Source organism: Photobacterium sp. GB-210 (assembly GCF_003026075.1).
Classification (GTDB): domain Bacteria; phylum Pseudomonadota; class Gammaproteobacteria; order Enterobacterales; family Vibrionaceae; genus Photobacterium.
This window is the reverse complement of record NZ_PYNU01000012.1, coordinates 39,754-55,945: the sequence shown is the minus strand read 5'-3', so window position 1 is coordinate 55,945 and position 16,192 is coordinate 39,754. Positions and strand designations below refer to the sequence as shown.

Here is a 16,192-nt window from a genome sequence, read left to right as displayed (position 1 = left end):
CCTAAAATGTTTAAGCAATAAACAAACCAATGTATACTTTAGTCTCAAATTGCTAATAAATTCATATATAACAAGACGATAAATTCTCAATAATAATAATAACGAGAATTTAAGAAGCTGAAGAGGATTGACGTGTCTAGCCCGACTTTAACGAATCAGGTTATGGAGATCATCCGACAAGATATCTTGCTCGGTAAACTGACTCCAGGCCAAAAGCTCGTTGTTGCTGATCTTAAAGAGCGATACAACGTAGGCGCATCTCCAATTAGAGAAGCCTTAGTACAATTATCATGGAAAAAGTACGTTAAATTTGCACCACAAAAAGGATGTTGGGTCGCCCCCGTTTCAATTGAAGAACTACAAGATCTTTTTAGTGCTAATAATGTTATCTCTCGAGAGCTACTAACACGTGCGATCACACAAGGTGATGAAGCTTGGGAACTCAATATCTTAACGACCTATCACAAACTCAGTCGCTTAGATCCAGCACTTGATGACACTGATTTATCAGAATGGGAGCAACGACATAGTGATTTTCATACCGCTATTTTAACCAGTTCCAACTCTCCTGTAATGCTTGATATCTATAATGATATCTATGATCAAATAAAACGTTATCGTCATATTTGGGTGAGTAAAACACGACAAGCTGAAGATCGTTACAACGATCAAGGGGAACACGAAGCCTTAATGAAAGCAGTCCTTGATCGTGATATAGAGCTCGCACAGAAAATCATGCAGACCCACTTTGAAAGAGCGGTTGATGATATAAAAAACCACCTCTAACCTTTTCAATACTAAATAAAAAGCTCGTTAATACAATTAACGAGCTTTTTTGATTACCAGCCAAAGATCTCTTTATGGTGGGTGTTTAACAGTAATACAACTAACAAAAAGTAAATTGCACTCACTTTACAGCCTAAAATAACGAGAATAGCTGTGGTTAATCGGACCAAAAATTGCCGCAGCATCGCTTACCTCATATGGTATAAGCGCTTCCCTGCCTTCTGCTCCTTACTAAAGGTTAGTCGATATCTATGTATTAAAAAAACTAAAGCCGATTGCTTATTACGACAATCGGCTTTGTTAATAAGTGCGCTATACAATTACGCCTTTAATGCACGCTCTCCTCGAGCCATGCCTACTACGCCACTTCGAGCGACTTCAATAATTTCTGTCGCTTCACCTACTGCCGCTAGAAATGCATCAAGTTTTTCACCTGTACCGATTAATTGAATCGTATAAATTTGGCTTGTCACATCAATAATCTGTCCACGGAAAATATCTGCAGTACGTTTAACTTCTGCTCGCGCAAAACCACTTGCTTTGACTTTGGTAAGCATTAATTCACGCTCAACATGCTCTGATTCAGTAATGTTACTGACTTTTAAAATATCAATCAGCTTATGAAGGTGTTTTTCAATTTGCTCATAAGCCGATTCATTTTTCACATTGGTCGTGATGTTCAAACGAGACAACGTTGGATCGTCAGTCGGCGCAACAGTAAGTGACTCGATATTGTAACCACGTTGAGAAAATAGCCCCACCACACGAGATAATGCGCCCGGTTGGTTTTCAAGTAATACTGAAATAATTCTACGCATTATGTTCTCTCCGTCTTGCTTAACCACATCTCATTCATTGCACCACCACGGATAAGCATTGGGTAAACATGCTCTGTTTCATCAACACTGATATCAATAAAGACTAATTTATCTTTTAGTGCTAACGCTTTCTCTAGTTCACTTTCTAATTTATTAGGATCTGAAATTCGCACACCGACATGGCCATAAGCTTCAGCGATAGCCGCAAAATCAGGCACAGAGTCCATGTATGAATGAGAGTGGCGACCTTGATAGATCATATCTTGCCACTGTTTTACCATGCCTAGGAATCGGTTATTTAAGTTAATAATCTTAACTGGGATATCATATTGCAGCGCCGTAGATAGCTCTTGAATATTCATCTGAATACTGCCATCACCAGTTACACACACCACTTCTTCATCAGGCAAAGCAAACTTCACTCCCATCGCAGCAGGCAAGCCAAAACCCATCGTGCCTAAACCACCAGAGTTAATCCAACGACGTGGCTTATCAAACGGGTAATAAAGCGCGGCAAACATTTGATGCTGACCAACATCAGAAGAGACATAAGCTTCGCCATTCGTTAAGCGGTGAAGCACTTCAATGACTTGTTGTGGTTTAATACGATCGCCATCAGTGTCATAACTTAAACATTCACGTTCACGCCACGATTCAATTGATTGCCACCATTGCACGATCTCTTGTTGATCATTTTTAACTTCATGCTCTTTCAATAATTTAAGCATGCTATTTAATACGGTATCCGCCGATCCCACGATAGGAATATCTGCTGATACGGTTTTAGATATTGATGAAGGATCAATATCTATGTGCATGATCGTTGCGTCAGGGCAGTACTTTTCTAAGTTGTTGGTCGTACGATCATCAAAACGCACCCCAATACCAAATATAAGATCTGCGTTATGCATTGCCATATTCGCTTCATAAGTGCCATGCATACCCAACATACCTAAACACTGTTTATGTGTACCAGGGAATGCCCCTAACCCCATCAGGGTATTTACAACAGGAATGTTTAATGACTCAGCAAGCTCAATCAATTGCTCGCTACACGATGACATGATGGCACCGCCACCGACATACAATACTGGCTTTTTCGCAGATAATAGCGCTTTAACACCACGTTTAATTTGTCCTTTATGACCTTGGGTCGTCGGATTATATGAACGTAAGGAAATCGATTCTGGATATTGATATGGATATGCTTCAGCAGGGTTTAACATATCTTTAGGGATATCAACCACAACAGGACCAGGACGGCCTGTAGATGCTATATAGAAGGCTTTTTTGATGATTTCAGGGATGTCTTCAGGTTTGGTTACAAGAAAGCTATGTTTAACGACTGGGCGTGAGATCCCAACCATGTCACATTCTTGGAATGCATCGTTACCAATTAAGCTACTCATTACCTGCCCTGATAACACGACCATAGGAATTGAATCCATATAAGCCGTTGCAATACCAGTAATAGCATTCGTTGCGCCAGGACCAGAGGTCACCAGTACAACACCTACATCACCCGTGGCACGCGCATAGCCGTCTGCCATATGAACTGCAGCTTGTTCATGACGAACAAGAACATGTTCAATATCGCTTTTCTCATGAAGGGCATCGTAGATATCAAGAACAGAGCCACCAGGGTAGCCGAATATATGCTTAACGCCTTGATCGATCATAGAACGTACGATCATATCAGCGCCGGACAACATCTCCATATTTTGTCTCCAGGTCGATGAAACATAGTTAGGGCTTATTTTTAGCCTAATAAACGCCATGAATAATTCATGCTATGTATACTGCGCAATGCCATAACAACACACAGTTACCTGCAACAACTTTAACGCTTTTGCAGCATTTGAATCTAGAGGAAAAGTCGACTTTGATTTTAAAATCTTAAAAATTGCTGTTTTATGACTTTTTACAGGTCAATAAAACCATCTAGGCACATTAATAACCACTGCATAGTTTTATTGCCAAATATGTTACTGGATAAAATAAAAAAGGAGCCATAACGGCTCCTTAATTTATTAAAAATAAAACATTACTTGTCTTTATGAGAGGCCTTTTTATGGCTTTCCTCATACATATGTTCAATTTCTTTGTGATAACGATCTTGAATCACTTTTCGACGAAGTTTTTGAGTCGGCGTTAACTCGCCTTTGTCCATCGAAAATGATTTAGGTAACAATGTAAATTTTTTCACTTGTTCAAAACGTGCTAAATCTTTTTGTAGCTCCACAACACGCTTTTCAATCAACTCGACAATTTGGCTATGTTTGATCAGCTCTAAACGGTCTTTGTATTTGATATTTAATTCGCGTGCATGTTCTTCAAGCGTTTCAAAACACGGAACAATCAAGGCTGATACAAACTTACGAGTATCAGCAATCACAGCTATCTGCTCAATAAAGTGATCTTTACCTATCGCACCTTCAATCACTTGCGGTGCAATATATTTACCACCAGACGTCTTCATTAACTCTTTAATACGATCTGTGATAAACAAGTTACCTTGATCATCAAGATAACCCGCATCACCGGTTTTCAAGAAGCCATCTTCAGTGAAATTTTTCGCGGTTTCTTCTGGCATATTGTAATAGCCACGCATAATCATTGGACCACGAACTAAAATTTCATTCTGCTCGCCAATTTTAACTTCAGCACCAGGCATTGGCATACCAATAGAATCAGGGTTATAACAGCTGTCATCCCAACAAGAAACCGTCGCTGTGGTTTCTGTCATGCCGTAACCTAACTTAACGTTAATTCCAATCGCATGAAAAAAGCGTCCAATGCCCGCATCTAATTTCGCACCACCACATGGCATAAATTTAATATTACCACCGAGTACTGCCTGTAGTTTAGATAGCACCACTTTCTCGGCTAACGCATAAGACTTCTTCAATAACCAAGATGGCTCACGACATTCTTGACGGGCAGCAGACATCTTAGCGCCCATGTTCACCGCCCAGGTAAATATCATTTTGCGGTGTAAGGGTGCGCGAGAGACTTTATCGTGAATACCTGAATAGATTTTTTCAAATACACGAGGAACCGCTGACATATAGTGCGGTTTCACCGTGATTAATGCTTCTTTTAATTTATTCGTATCTGATAGGTAGCAATTTACAACACCACGATGTAGTGCGTAAAACGTCCATGCGCGTTCAAAGACATGCGATAACGGTAAGAAGCATAATGACGTATCACCTTCATCTAATGCTAAACGTTGATCATGTGCTTCAATCTGAGAAGCAATATTTGCATAGTCTAACATGACCCCTTTCGGCGTACCGGTTGTACCCGAGGTATAAATCAGTGTGATCAGATCATCCATTTGTTTTTCAGCTAAACGAGTATCAAGTTCTAGCTGATACTCACCACTTGCTTGCTTAACAAACTCATTATAATGACACGCCAATGGATGTTCTGGGATCGTAACATCGTCAGACAATGCAACAATGCGTTCAAGCTGAGGACATTGCGCTGCAATTTCAACAGCCGCATCCATTTGAGCTTGCTCGCCAACAAAAAGTACTTTTACACTTGCGTCTTGAAGAATATAAGCCGCTTGCTGCGCTGTACTTGTTGGATAAATAGGAACGGTAATACAACGATTGTATAACGCGGCAAAATCAGCAACAGTCCAACGAGGCATATTGTTTGCGAATATGCCAACTTTATCTTGTACTTGTAAGCCTTGGCACAATAATGCTAAAGCCAGTTGCTGAATTTGCTCACCAAAACAATTCCAACTAATATCTTGCCACTCACCATCGACTTGATGACGTAATGCAGGCTTATCACCTAAGCGAGAAACTTGACTGCGAATGCGGTGAACAATATGAAAATCGTGTTGTGCCATAAGTACTCTATTTTTTTAGCTTACACTTGTAAGCTTATTCGAGATATGCAGTCTACAATTCAGCCTATAAAAAGCCAACCATAATGCACATAAAATTATATTTCCCAACGCTTACCCGCTACTCTACGCCTTGTGAATAAAGGCTATCAAACGACTTTTTAATCAAAAAGCAAAAGTGTAAGAATCTATAAATAACATGGTTGAAGAACGAAAAAATCAACCTTATTTCACGTTGCGGCATTATTCATATTGCGAAACAGCAGACAACTCTTACCACTATAATATCGATAGCTTTTAACCAAAAAAGGTCAGCAATTGTGCTGACCTTCACGTTTATATCATGGGGTTTATTACGTTAAATCGCCACAAATTGTCATTAGCTGATCTCGCATCCAGATATTGCCTTTATCCTTTTGTGTAGATTCATGCCAACTTAGGTAACCGCTAATTTTGTTATTCGCAAAGGGAAGCTCTAACACTTTTAAGTGTAGGTTATCAGCCACAGATTCTGCTAACCAACGAGGCGCTACCGCTATTAATTCAGATTGACCGACCACATACATGATATTGCTTAAACTCGCACCTTGATAAGCTTCATTGTAACTGTGCGCTTGATTGTAAATATGATCGGCAAAACCTTTAATTTCAGGGTTCGTTTTTAATACGGCGTGCATTTCATGATTAAATTCAGCTTCAGAAATACTGTCATGTAAACGGGGGTGATTTCCAGATGCGATAACAACAAGTTCATCACTGAATAATTCTGTGCTACAAAAACCTTGTTCATCAAAGCGTACATAATCAATCACAAAATCAATTTCTTGATAACGCAATTTCTGTGCTAATCCGGCTTCAAATTCTGCTTCAAGTTGAAGACGTAAATGAGGAGCTTGGGAGTGCATTTCTTTTAAAATCTGAGGTGCAAAACGTATGTCTGAGGGGCTGCAAATTGCCAACTTAAAAGTACGGCTAGATGTCATTGGATTAAAGATAGAACATGGCAACTCATTCTTCACTAATTGCAGTGCTTGGCGAAGTGGACCAAACAATTGTTTTGCGCGTTGCGTGGGTTGAATACCGCGACCATGACGAATAAATAGCTCATCATTAAACATTACTTTAAGGCGCGCAACTGCATTACTTACCGCAGGTTGTGACATACCTAGATTATGTGCAGCGCGAGTAATGTTCTGCTCTTGCATTACGGCGTCAAAAACAGTTAATAAATTAAGATCAACACTACGTAATGTTGATTCCATTGAGTAACTTTCTGTTGGGAAAACTGACGCTGTTTTACGTGTCATATTATGCCTCTAAATTTATGAGTTCATCGGCACGTCCTATGCCTTCAGTAACTTAGAAGCTTAATTATTGCTTCTAATCTAAACCCGCTTGATTTGGGATGAGACCAGTATTATCCAAACAAATTGATGAGACTAATAATAGAATATAAGTGATTATGAAGATTGTATGAATTAATCCACATTCAGAAATATAAACATTAAAAAATCATAACCTTAAATCAAACATAAAATAAATAAAAAAAGATATGAATAAAATTTTAGACCTTTTTTTAAGGTGAAAAGCGATAACAAATTCAAGAATAATCAGTAATTTTTTCTATTAATTCATTTCACCAATGATTTAATAAGCGAAGGTGTTGTCGTAATATATTGGCTTTCAGGGTAATGCTCAGACATTGCTTCAGCAACTGATTCTGGAAACTCGACTTGCTGCCATAACTCTTCTTTTAGCGTATCAAGATCATGCCACTCCTTATTAAGTAACCACTTACTAACTTCACTTGCGACATCTGGGATTTTAACCCGCCCAACACTCTCGCTATCAAGCCAAACTCGCATCGTCGTCACATCTAATGATGGAGTAACATGCGCTAATCCCATCATCGCTAACGTCGCAACATTACTACTTTGTTCAAATTGCCCTTGGAGTGGTTTTAACAATAATTTTTTCCCTAGAGAAATGGCCTCTGAAGGCAGTTCAAAACCACCGTTTGCCACAACACCTTTACAGCAATGTAAATGGTGATGAAAACCCTCTCGACTTAATGGTTTCAACTGCACGTTTTGCCATTGTGATTTACTCTCAATATCGGGGTGATAACAAACAAAATTCACTTGCTGGAAATGAGAGAGTAAATCGGTAATTTGAGAAAGTGACTCAAAGGGTAAATACACCAAAATAAATGGTTTTTGCTGACAACTTGGTGTATCAAAACAAGGAATAATTGGCGGTAATATTGGGCAGTTAAAATGGTGCCAATGCAGACCAATTTGATATTGAGTCGGAGCAAAATAACGTGTAAGTAATCGATCAAATACGCTTTCATTCGCTTTTGGCACATCATGCAGGAAAGCAGCTTGATGACTTAACGAGAGACTGGGCACTTTCTGCTGTTTTGCAGCCCATGCCGTAATGGGCTCAAAATCATTCAACACAAAATCATAACGAGATAAATCTAACGTTTTCACCTCTTGTCGAAATTGCCGTAAATTAAGCTGATGCCATGTTTTTAACCGTTGGATACAGCCTTGTTCGGTAACGAAAGTCAACCCTTTTCCCAATTGATAATCACCAAAGCAGGCCATATCAAAAAACTTATCTCTTTCTCGCCCTGAAAAATAATAATCAACCTCACAATCTAATCCATCAAAAGCACGTGCCATTTCACGAGCTCGAGAAATATGGCCATTACCCGTACCTTGGATCCCATAAAGTATTTTCATTGTATGTTCCTTACAAGATATAACCGGCTAATTCGAAACAAGCAAAACCTAATAATGCGCCAGCAATGATATCGCTAAGATAATGTACCCCCAGCAATACACGGGAGAAGCCAATGCAGCTTGCCCATAGCCACACCATTTCACTATACGAAGGATAAAAGCTTGAAATTAAGGCGGCCATCATAAAAGCCGCCGCAGTATGACCTGATGGCAAGCTATAGCGATCTGAGGGTTTAATAAAGGAGGGTAAACTAACCGGACGACTGCGTTTAAAGCTGTTTTTGAGCAACCAATACAATGGGAGTTCAATCAAAAACATCAACAAACCATAAAAAATGAAAGCCCCCCCCTGTTGTTGATCACCCCACCATATGAGCAAGCCAATCATGGCATATAAGTGACCATCACCGGTTCGTGAAACAATACGGCTAATTTTAGCCAATGGAATATTAAATCGATGACAGAGACATAGCGTTGAAAACGCATAATCAAAACGCTGAATAGGGGTAAGTAATGTCATCATTGTTCTCCTTTTTATAACTATCACTAGGATAAAAAGGACTTGTGACAACAAGGTGAAACTTCAAAGGAGAGTCAGTGACAATCTAGAAGAAAAGAGAATTACGTAAATTGTTAATAATTTGACAACTATTTATCATTAAATGTTATTGCCCTATCATCTCTGTTTTTTTCCCTTATTTATGGAAAAACATATCGCAATAATTAAAAATCAATTAGTTACCGCCATAATTGTAAAATAAACGTAATTATTGGTTGACCTTTGACCTGTCTATTTGGTATTCATTTGTTAATCAACTTTATATAAGTGTGTATAAAATGAAAAAACGTTTCTCTTTACTCCTTAGCCTCCTCCTTATCGTGACTTAAATCGCGCGGGTTGCTTTTGAGTGGGAAACGCCACTAAAGATTTTAAAACCCGCGCAACTTGCGCGGGTTTTTTCATATATCGACTAGCGCAAGTGAATGCGAACTAACCTGTAACGGTAATAGATTAAAAGGAAGTAGCAATGAAAGATCAGGTCATTATTTTCGATACTACGCTACGTGACGGTGAACAAGCGTTATCGGCAAGCCTTACCGTAAAAGAAAAACTACAGATCGCATACGCATTAGAGCGTTTAGGTGTTGATGTGATTGAAGCAGGCTTTCCTGTTTCATCCCCTGGCGATTTTGAGTCAGTACAAACTATCGCGAAACACATCAAAAACAGTCGTATTTGTGCTTTATCACGAGCAGTAGCAAAAGATATTGATGTAGCGGCAGAGTCATTGAAAGTCGCAGAAGCTTTCCGCATTCACACCTTTATCTCAACCTCAACCGTTCACGTCCAAGACAAGCTACGTCGTAGCTATGATGATGTCATTGATATGGGTGTCGCAGCTGTAAAGCGCGCGCGTAATTATACTGATGATGTTGAGTTTTCATGTGAAGATGCGGGCCGTACACCAATTGATAATCTGTGCCGCATGGTAGAAGCCGCTATCGATGCGGGCGCTAACACCATTAACATCCCTGATACCGTGGGCTACACCCTGCCAAGCGAATTTGGCGGCATTATCACTCAACTATTTAACCGCGTTCCAAATATCGATAAGGCAGTGATTTCTGTTCACTGTCACGATGATTTAGGCATGTCTGTTGCCAACTCAATGGCGGCCGTTCAAGCGGGTGCTCGTCAGGTAGAAGGAACCATTAATGGTCTAGGTGAGCGTGCAGGTAACTGCTCACTAGAAGAAATTGCGATGATCATCAAAACGCGTCAGGAGTTACTGGGCGTTACAACCAATATCAAACACGATGAAATTCACCGTACCAGTAAAATGGTTAGTCAGTTGTGTAATATGCCAATTCAAGCCAATAAAGCGATTGTTGGTGCTAATGCCTTTAGTCACTCATCGGGTATCCACCAAGATGGGATGCTAAAAAATAAAAACACCTATGAAATCATGACGCCTGAATCGATTGGCCTTAAAAACCAAGCACTAAACCTAACCAGTCGCTCTGGTCGTGCGGCAGTTAAAAGTCACATGGATGCATTGGGCTACACCGAGAAAGAGTATAGCCTAGATAAACTGTATGCTGATTTCTTAAAACTGGCTGATCGAAAAGGCCAAGTGTTTGATTATGACTTAGAAGCACTGATGCATTTTTCTAACCTTCGTGATGAAGATGACTACTTCAAGCTGAACTACCTAAGTGTTCAGTCGGGTAGTGTGATGGCCACCACCAGTATCAAACTATTGTGTGGTGACGAAGAAAAATGTGAAGCGGCGGTCGGTAATGGTCCTGTCGATGCGTTATACCAGTGTATTTACCGCCTAACAGGTTATGACATTGTACTGGATAAATTTGATTTAACTGCAAAAGGCGAAGGCGAAGACGGCTTAGGACAAGCTGATATCATCGCTAATTATAAAGGCAGAAAATACCACGGAACGGGCTTAGCAACCGATATTGTAGAAGCGTCTGGTCAAGCGTTACTGCACGTTATCAATAGCATTCACCGTGCAGATCAAATTGAAGAAATAAAGCAGCGCTCAGCAACTCACTAGTTGATAACGCTTACAGCGACTCACGAATTTATACTTTTAAACAATTATGGAGAGCAAGATACCATGGCTGGTTCTTACAATATTGCAGTTTTACCCGGTGACGGGATTGGTCCAGAAGTGATGCAACAGGCACATAAAGTGCTAAATGCAATCGAGGCTAAATTTAATCTAACCTTTAATCGTACAGAATATGATGTAGGTGGTATTGCTATCGATAATCATGGCTGCCCACTACCTGATGCCACTCTAAAAGGCTGTGAACAATCCGATGCCGTATTATTTGGCTCTGTTGGTGGCCCTAAGTGGGAGCATTTAGCACCTAACGATCAACCTGAACGTGGTGCTCTTCTACCACTTCGTAAACACTTCCAATTATTTTGTAATCTACGTCCAGCTCAAATTCACCGTGGCTTAGAGAAGTTCTCTCCGCTACGCGCTGATATTTCAGAGCGTGGTTTTGATATTGCTGTTGTGCGTGAGCTCACTGGCGGTATTTACTTTGGTCAGCCAAAGGGCCGCGAAGGTGAAGGCGCACAAGAAAAAGCGTTCGATACTGAAGTCTACTACCGCTATGAAATTGAACGTATTGCAAAAATTGCGTTTGAATCAGCTCGCTTACGCAGCAAAAAAGTCTGCTCTATTGATAAAGCTAACGTCCTACAGAGCTCTATTTTATGGCGTGAAGTCGTAGAAGAAATCGCAAAAGATTACCCTGATGTGACGTTAACTCATATGTACATTGATAACGCGACCATGCAGCTGATTAAAGATCCTTCTCAATTTGATGTCATGCTATGTTCAAATATCTTCGGCGATATCATCTCGGATGAATGTGCAATGATCACAGGCTCTATGGGAATGTTGCCTTCAGCTAGCCTTAACCAAGATAAGTTTGGTATGTACGAGCCTGCTGGCGGCTCAGCACCGGATATTGCAGGTAAAAACATTGCAAACCCAGTGGCGCAGATCCTATCAGCAGCACTGATGCTTCGTTACAGCCTAGGTGAAGAAACAGCAGCGCGTGCTATTGAGCAAGCAGTATCACAAGCGCTAGAAGCTGGTGAGTTAACCGCCGATCTTGCAAGTGATAAACCAGCACTAACCACCAGTGAAATGGGCGATAAGATCGCAGCCTACATTCAACAAGCATAAGGGAGCATTGAGCAATGTCGAACACTAATAATAACGCTTCAGCTTCACCTAAAACGCTTTATGAAAAAGTTTACGATTCCCATGTTGCCGTTGCAGCAGAAGGGGAAAACCCGATCTTATATATCGACCGTCACCTTGTACATGAAGTGACATCCCCGCAAGCTTTTGATGGCTTGCGTGAGAAGGGTCGTAAAGTGCGTCAAGTATCAAAAACATTCGCCACGATGGATCACAACGTTTCTACCCAAACTAAAGATATCAATGCATCGGGGGAAATGGCACGTATTCAAATGGAAACACTGGCAAAAAACTGTGAAGAGTTTGGTGTCACCCTGTATGACTTAAACCACAAATATCAAGGCATTGTACACGTCATGGGGCCTGAGCTGGGTATTACTCTGCCGGGTATGACCATTGTTTGTGGTGACTCACACACCGCGACTCACGGTGCCTTTGGCGCACTGGCTTTCGGTATTGGTACCTCGGAAGTAGAACATGTCTTAGCCACCCAAACCTTAAAACAATCTCGTGCGAAAACCATGAAGATTGAAGTTAAAGGTAAAGTAGCTGAAGGCATTACAGCAAAAGACATCGTCCTTGCCATCATTGGTAAAACAACCGCAGCTGGCGGTACTGGCTATGTGGTTGAGTTCTGTGGCGAAGCAATCACAGACCTTACAATGGAAGGTCGTATGACCGTTTGTAATATGGCGATTGAACTAGGCGCTAAAGCAGGTTTAATTGCACCGGATCAAACGACCTTTGATTATATTAAAGATCGTGAATTTGCCCCGAAAGGCGCAGACTTTGATGCCGCTGTAGAATACTGGACATCATTGAAATCCGATCCGAACGCCGAGTTTGATGCCGTTGTAACGCTCGATGCTAAAGACATAAAGCCACAAGTGACATGGGGAACAAACCCAGGTCAAGTGATTGCCGTTGATGAGCCAATCCCTGCCCCTGAAAGCTTTAACGATCCCGTTGAAAAAGCCTCTGCAGAAAAAGCATTAGCTTACATGGGACTAGAAGCTGGCAAAGCCCTGTCTGATTTTGCCGTTGATAAAGTCTTTATTGGTTCATGCACTAACTCACGTATTGAAGATATGCGCGCAGCAGCAGCCATTGCCAAAGGGCGTAAAGTTGCCGCTAACGTACAAGCTTTAGTCGTTCCAGGCTCAGAGCAAGTGAAAGCACAAGCTGAAAAAGAAGGGCTTGATAAAATCTTCATTGAAGCAGGCTTTGAATGGCGACTACCCGGTTGTTCAATGTGTCTGGCAATGAATAACGATCGCTTAGGTCCCGGTGAGCGTTGTGCGTCAACCAGTAACCGTAACTTTGAAGGCCGCCAAGGTCGTGATGGGCGTACTCATCTAGTTAGCCCAGCTATGGCAGCAGCAGCGGCATGTGCCGGACATTTTGTTGATATTCGCCAACTAGATGCCGCATCGGTGTAACAAAAGGATTTGAACATGACAGGTTTTAAACAACACACAGGTTTAGTTGTACCGCTAGATACGGCAAATATTGATACCGATGCGATTATTCCAAAACAGTTTTTGCAGAAAGTAACCCGAACTGGATTTGGTAAGCACCTTTTCCATGATTGGCGTTTTCTAGATGATGCAGGCGAGCAGGCAAACCCTGACTTTATTATGAACGCCCCTCGCTACCAAGGCGCGAGTATCTTACTGGCGCGTGAAAACTTTGGTTGTGGCTCTTCTCGTGAACATGCACCGTGGGCGCTTGCTGATTACGGTATCCAAGTTATGATTGCGCCAAGCTTTGCCGATATTTTCTATGGTAACTCGATCAATAACCAAATGGTGCCCGTACGTCTCTCTGAGCAAGACGTTGACACTTTATTTAAGTATGTCGATGAAAATGAAGGCGCACAGATCACGGTTGATCTTGAAAAAATGATCGTCAGTGCGGATGGTAAAGAGTACACCTTTGAAATTGATGAATTCCGTCGTCACTGCCTATTAAATGGCTTAGACAATATCGGTTTGACACTGCAACACGAAGATAAAATTACAGACTTTGAAAACCGTATTCCTCGCTTCTTAGCGTAATCGTACATCATCTGAAATCGGACGCCCTGTTTAATATAAACAGGGCGTTTTTATTTAAAATATCAAAAAGATAATGAAATTAGCCAATACTTATTACGGTCTTAATCAATATTGTTACTTATTATATTAATAGGAAAAATATGCGTATTGTTATTGCCACTTGGCTGCTGTTATTCACTCTGCCGATCTTTGCTGCGCCAAAATCCGAACTCTGGTCATATTGGCAACCTCATGATCCTAAAAACACAAACAAGATCAGTCATCAAGATTGGCAGCAACTACTCGATAAATATCTTGTCATTCAACCGGATCAAACCTTATTTCGTTATAACCAAGTATCAAGTGCAGATAAACAAAAGCTAGCAACTTATATTAAGCGACTCAGTGCCCAAAATCCTCACCGTTATAATCGTGATGTTCAATTTGCCTATTGGGTTAATTTATATAACGCCCTAACTGTTCAATTAATTATTGATAATTACCCTGTAAAATCAATCACTAAACTTGGAGGTTTATTTAGCTTTGGGCCATGGGATCAAACCATTATTACCATTAATAATAAAAAGCTAACTTTAAACGATATTGAACATCGGATCTTACGCCCTATCTGGCAAGATCCTAGGATCCACTACGCAGTCAACTGTGCCAGTCTTGGTTGTCCTGATTTACTGCCTAAAGCATTTAATAGCGATCGATTAGACTCCCAGTTAGATCAAGCTGCAACACGTTTTATTAATAGTGAAAAAGCAATAAAAATAACAAAAAATGGCATCACACTGTCATCTATCTATGATTGGTATCAAGCTGATTTTGGATCGTTAATTGAGTTACAACAACACCTTAATCATTATCGTATTACGCCTAACCTACAATTCACTCAGATCCATTACATCTATAATTGGCAACTTAATCAGAAGCTATAACTTCGATACAGTTGCAGGTACAATAGTTTGTTCTCATTGGGGAGCCATTTGGCTGAGATTGTTAGGCATACGTGCTTTATAGCAGGACCCATTGAACCTGAACCAGGTAATGCTGGCGTAGGAATTGAGATGCTCGAACATGCTTTCGAGCTCGCTGACCATTGCATGATGCAACAGCACTCAAACCTGTGCCGCTCTCTCTTTCAATTTTTGTCCCAAGGATGCAGGACATCTCGGAGCGCATAGTGAAAAAAATAAACACTCTTCTTCCCCTAATCTCTCTGTCATTAGTTGCAAGCTCAGCTTTCGCCTCAGACAATACTCTTAATGTTTATACCTACAGCTCCTTTGCTTCCGACTGGGGTCCTGGTCCTGTAGTAAAGAAAGCGTTTGAAAAACAATGTAATGGTTGTACGGTCAATTTTGTTTCTTTAGAAGATGGCGTATCGATTTTAAATCGCGTTCGTCTTGAAGGGAAAAACAGTAAAGCAGATGTGTTATTAGGGCTAGATAACAACCTAATGACAGAAGCGAAAAATACCGGCCTATTAGCAAAAAGTGATGTTGATACCAGTAAGCTCACGCTTCCTAAAGGTTGGAGTGATGATACTTTCATCCCTTATGATTACGGCTATTTTGCCTTTGTGTATGACAGCGATAAACTGAAAAACCCACCAGCGAGTTTAGATGCTCTGATCAAAGATCAAAATATCAGCGTTATCTATCAAGATCCTCGTACTTCAACCCCTGGCCAAGGTCTAATGTTATGGATCAAATCGGTCTACGGTGATAAAGCCCCTGAAATGTGGCAGCAACTAGCGAAACACACCGTGACCGTCACTAAGGGTTGGTCTGAAGCCTATAACATGTTCTTAAAAGGCGAATCAGATATGGTGCTTTCATACACCACATCACCAGCTTATCACATCATTGCTGAAGACAAGCACCAGTACAAAGCGGCTAACTTTAAAGAAGGCCATTATATGCAAGTTGAAGTGGCAGCGAAGATGAAAAATAGCCCACATCCAAAACTTGCCGATCAATTTATGCAATTTATTGTAAGTGATGCTTTTCAGTCACAAATTGCTACCCACAACTGGATGTATCCAGTAACAAAGCAAAGCCTACCGAAAGGTTTTGATGAACTCACCGTACCAAGCAAAGCACTTGAATTTAGTGCCGACGAAGTGGCAACACATCGCAAAGCCTGGATCCGAGAGTGGCAGCAAGCCCTCACTCAGTAATGGTTT

13 protein-coding genes and 1 riboswitch are annotated in these 16,192 nt (G+C 40.8%); of the genes, 7 read left to right on the top strand and 6 right to left on the bottom strand.

What is annotated here, in order from left to right; translation table 11 throughout:
* Window positions 1-162: 162 nt before the first annotated feature.
* Window positions 163-786 carry an FCD domain-containing protein gene (locus C9J38_RS14125; RefSeq protein ID WP_107207649.1) on the top strand — a complete coding sequence of 208 codons (624 nt, stop codon included), beginning with the start codon at window positions 163-165 and terminating at the stop codon, window positions 784-786.
* 320 nt (window positions 787-1,106) lie between these two features.
* Here the strand turns inward: C9J38_RS14125 and ilvN are convergent, their stop codons facing one another.
* The 6 genes from ilvN to C9J38_RS14095 form a co-directional block, all read right to left on the bottom strand.
* Complete coding sequence (gene ilvN, locus C9J38_RS14120) at window positions 1,107-1,604, bottom strand: acetolactate synthase small subunit (RefSeq protein WP_005369845.1); 498 nt, start codon at window positions 1,602-1,604, stop codon at window positions 1,107-1,109.
* Window positions 1,604-3,322, bottom strand: coding sequence for an acetolactate synthase 3 large subunit (locus C9J38_RS14115; RefSeq protein ID WP_107207648.1), 1,719 nt, complete (start codon window positions 3,320-3,322; stop codon window positions 1,604-1,606). Before C9J38_RS14115 ends, ilvN begins: the two co-directional genes overlap by 1 nt.
* Before the next feature lie 326 nt (window positions 3,323-3,648).
* Window positions 3,649-5,472 (bottom strand): long-chain fatty acid--CoA ligase, encoded by a 1,824-nt coding sequence (locus C9J38_RS14110; RefSeq protein WP_107207647.1) that lies wholly within the window; start codon window positions 5,470-5,472, stop codon window positions 3,649-3,651.
* Between the two features lie 350 nt (window positions 5,473-5,822).
* On the bottom strand, window positions 5,823-6,776 hold the full coding sequence (gene leuO / locus C9J38_RS14105; protein ID WP_107207646.1) for a transcriptional regulator LeuO: 954 nt from the start codon (window positions 6,774-6,776) through the stop codon (window positions 5,823-5,825).
* Between the two features lie 324 nt (window positions 6,777-7,100).
* The gene (locus C9J38_RS14100) at window positions 7,101-8,219 is read right to left on the bottom strand and encodes an MJ1255/VC2487 family glycosyltransferase (RefSeq protein ID WP_107207645.1); all 1,119 of its coding nucleotides are present in this window, start codon (window positions 8,217-8,219) and stop codon (window positions 7,101-7,103) included.
* Between the two features lie 10 nt (window positions 8,220-8,229).
* On the bottom strand, window positions 8,230-8,739 hold the full coding sequence (locus C9J38_RS14095; protein ID WP_107207644.1) for a phosphatase PAP2 family protein: 510 nt from the start codon (window positions 8,737-8,739) through the stop codon (window positions 8,230-8,232).
* A 508-nt stretch (window positions 8,740-9,247) separates the two neighbouring features.
* On the opposite strand from C9J38_RS14095, the gene leuA reads away from it, so the two are divergent.
* The 6 genes from leuA to thiB all read left to right on the top strand — a co-directional run bounded on the left by leuA (window position 9,248) and on the right by thiB (window position 16,186).
* Complete coding sequence (gene leuA, locus C9J38_RS14090) at window positions 9,248-10,792, top strand: 2-isopropylmalate synthase (protein WP_005369859.1); 1,545 nt, start codon at window positions 9,248-9,250, stop codon at window positions 10,790-10,792.
* Between the two features lie 63 nt (window positions 10,793-10,855).
* The gene (gene leuB, locus C9J38_RS14085) at window positions 10,856-11,944 is read left to right on the top strand and encodes a 3-isopropylmalate dehydrogenase (RefSeq protein ID WP_107207643.1); all 1,089 of its coding nucleotides are present in this window, start codon (window positions 10,856-10,858) and stop codon (window positions 11,942-11,944) included.
* A gap of 14 nt (window positions 11,945-11,958) precedes the next feature.
* Window positions 11,959-13,401 (top strand): 3-isopropylmalate dehydratase large subunit, encoded by a 1,443-nt coding sequence (gene leuC / locus C9J38_RS14080; protein ID WP_107207642.1) that lies wholly within the window; start codon window positions 11,959-11,961, stop codon window positions 13,399-13,401.
* 15 nt (window positions 13,402-13,416) lie between these two features.
* On the top strand, window positions 13,417-14,019 hold the full coding sequence (gene leuD, locus C9J38_RS14075) for a 3-isopropylmalate dehydratase small subunit (RefSeq protein ID WP_107207641.1): 603 nt from the start codon (window positions 13,417-13,419) through the stop codon (window positions 14,017-14,019).
* A gap of 140 nt (window positions 14,020-14,159) precedes the next feature.
* Complete coding sequence (locus C9J38_RS14070; protein ID WP_107207640.1) at window positions 14,160-14,942, top strand: DUF547 domain-containing protein; 783 nt, start codon at window positions 14,160-14,162, stop codon at window positions 14,940-14,942.
* Between the two features lie 27 nt (window positions 14,943-14,969).
* A riboswitch (TPP riboswitch) is annotated at window positions 14,970-15,083 on the top strand.
* A gap of 113 nt (window positions 15,084-15,196) precedes the next feature.
* Window positions 15,197-16,186, top strand: coding sequence for a thiamine ABC transporter substrate binding subunit (thiB, locus tag C9J38_RS14065; protein ID WP_173425485.1), 990 nt, complete (start codon window positions 15,197-15,199; stop codon window positions 16,184-16,186).
* The last annotated feature ends 6 nt before the right edge of the window (window positions 16,187-16,192 follow it).

What these genes read in the sequence shown, in the direction of transcription:
- C9J38_RS14125 (WP_107207649.1), top strand. Translation starts at nt 163, where the DNA reads ATGGAGATCATCCGACAAGATATCTTGCTCGGTAAACTGACTCCAGGC.
- ilvN (WP_005369845.1), bottom strand. Translation starts at nt 1,604, where the DNA reads ATGCGTAGAATTATTTCAGTATTACTTGAAAACCAACCGGGCGCATTA.
- C9J38_RS14115 (WP_107207648.1), bottom strand. Translation starts at nt 3,322, where the DNA reads ATGGAGATGTTGTCCGGCGCTGATATGATCGTACGTTCTATGATCGAT.
- C9J38_RS14110 (WP_107207647.1), bottom strand. Translation starts at nt 5,472, where the DNA reads ATGGCACAACACGATTTTCATATTGTTCACCGCATTCGCAGTCAAGTT.
- leuO (WP_107207646.1), bottom strand. Translation starts at nt 6,776, where the DNA reads ATGACACGTAAAACAGCGTCAGTTTTCCCAACAGAAAGTTACTCAATG.
- C9J38_RS14100 (WP_107207645.1), bottom strand. Translation starts at nt 8,219, where the DNA reads ATGAAAATACTTTATGGGATCCAAGGTACGGGTAATGGCCATATTTCT.
- C9J38_RS14095 (WP_107207644.1), bottom strand. Translation starts at nt 8,739, where the DNA reads ATGACATTACTTACCCCTATTCAGCGTTTTGATTATGCGTTTTCAACG.
- leuA (WP_005369859.1), top strand. Translation starts at nt 9,248, where the DNA reads ATGAAAGATCAGGTCATTATTTTCGATACTACGCTACGTGACGGTGAA.
- leuB (WP_107207643.1), top strand. Translation starts at nt 10,856, where the DNA reads ATGGCTGGTTCTTACAATATTGCAGTTTTACCCGGTGACGGGATTGGT.
- leuC (WP_107207642.1), top strand. Translation starts at nt 11,959, where the DNA reads ATGTCGAACACTAATAATAACGCTTCAGCTTCACCTAAAACGCTTTAT.
- leuD (WP_107207641.1), top strand. Translation starts at nt 13,417, where the DNA reads ATGACAGGTTTTAAACAACACACAGGTTTAGTTGTACCGCTAGATACG.
- C9J38_RS14070 (WP_107207640.1), top strand. Translation starts at nt 14,160, where the DNA reads ATGCGTATTGTTATTGCCACTTGGCTGCTGTTATTCACTCTGCCGATC.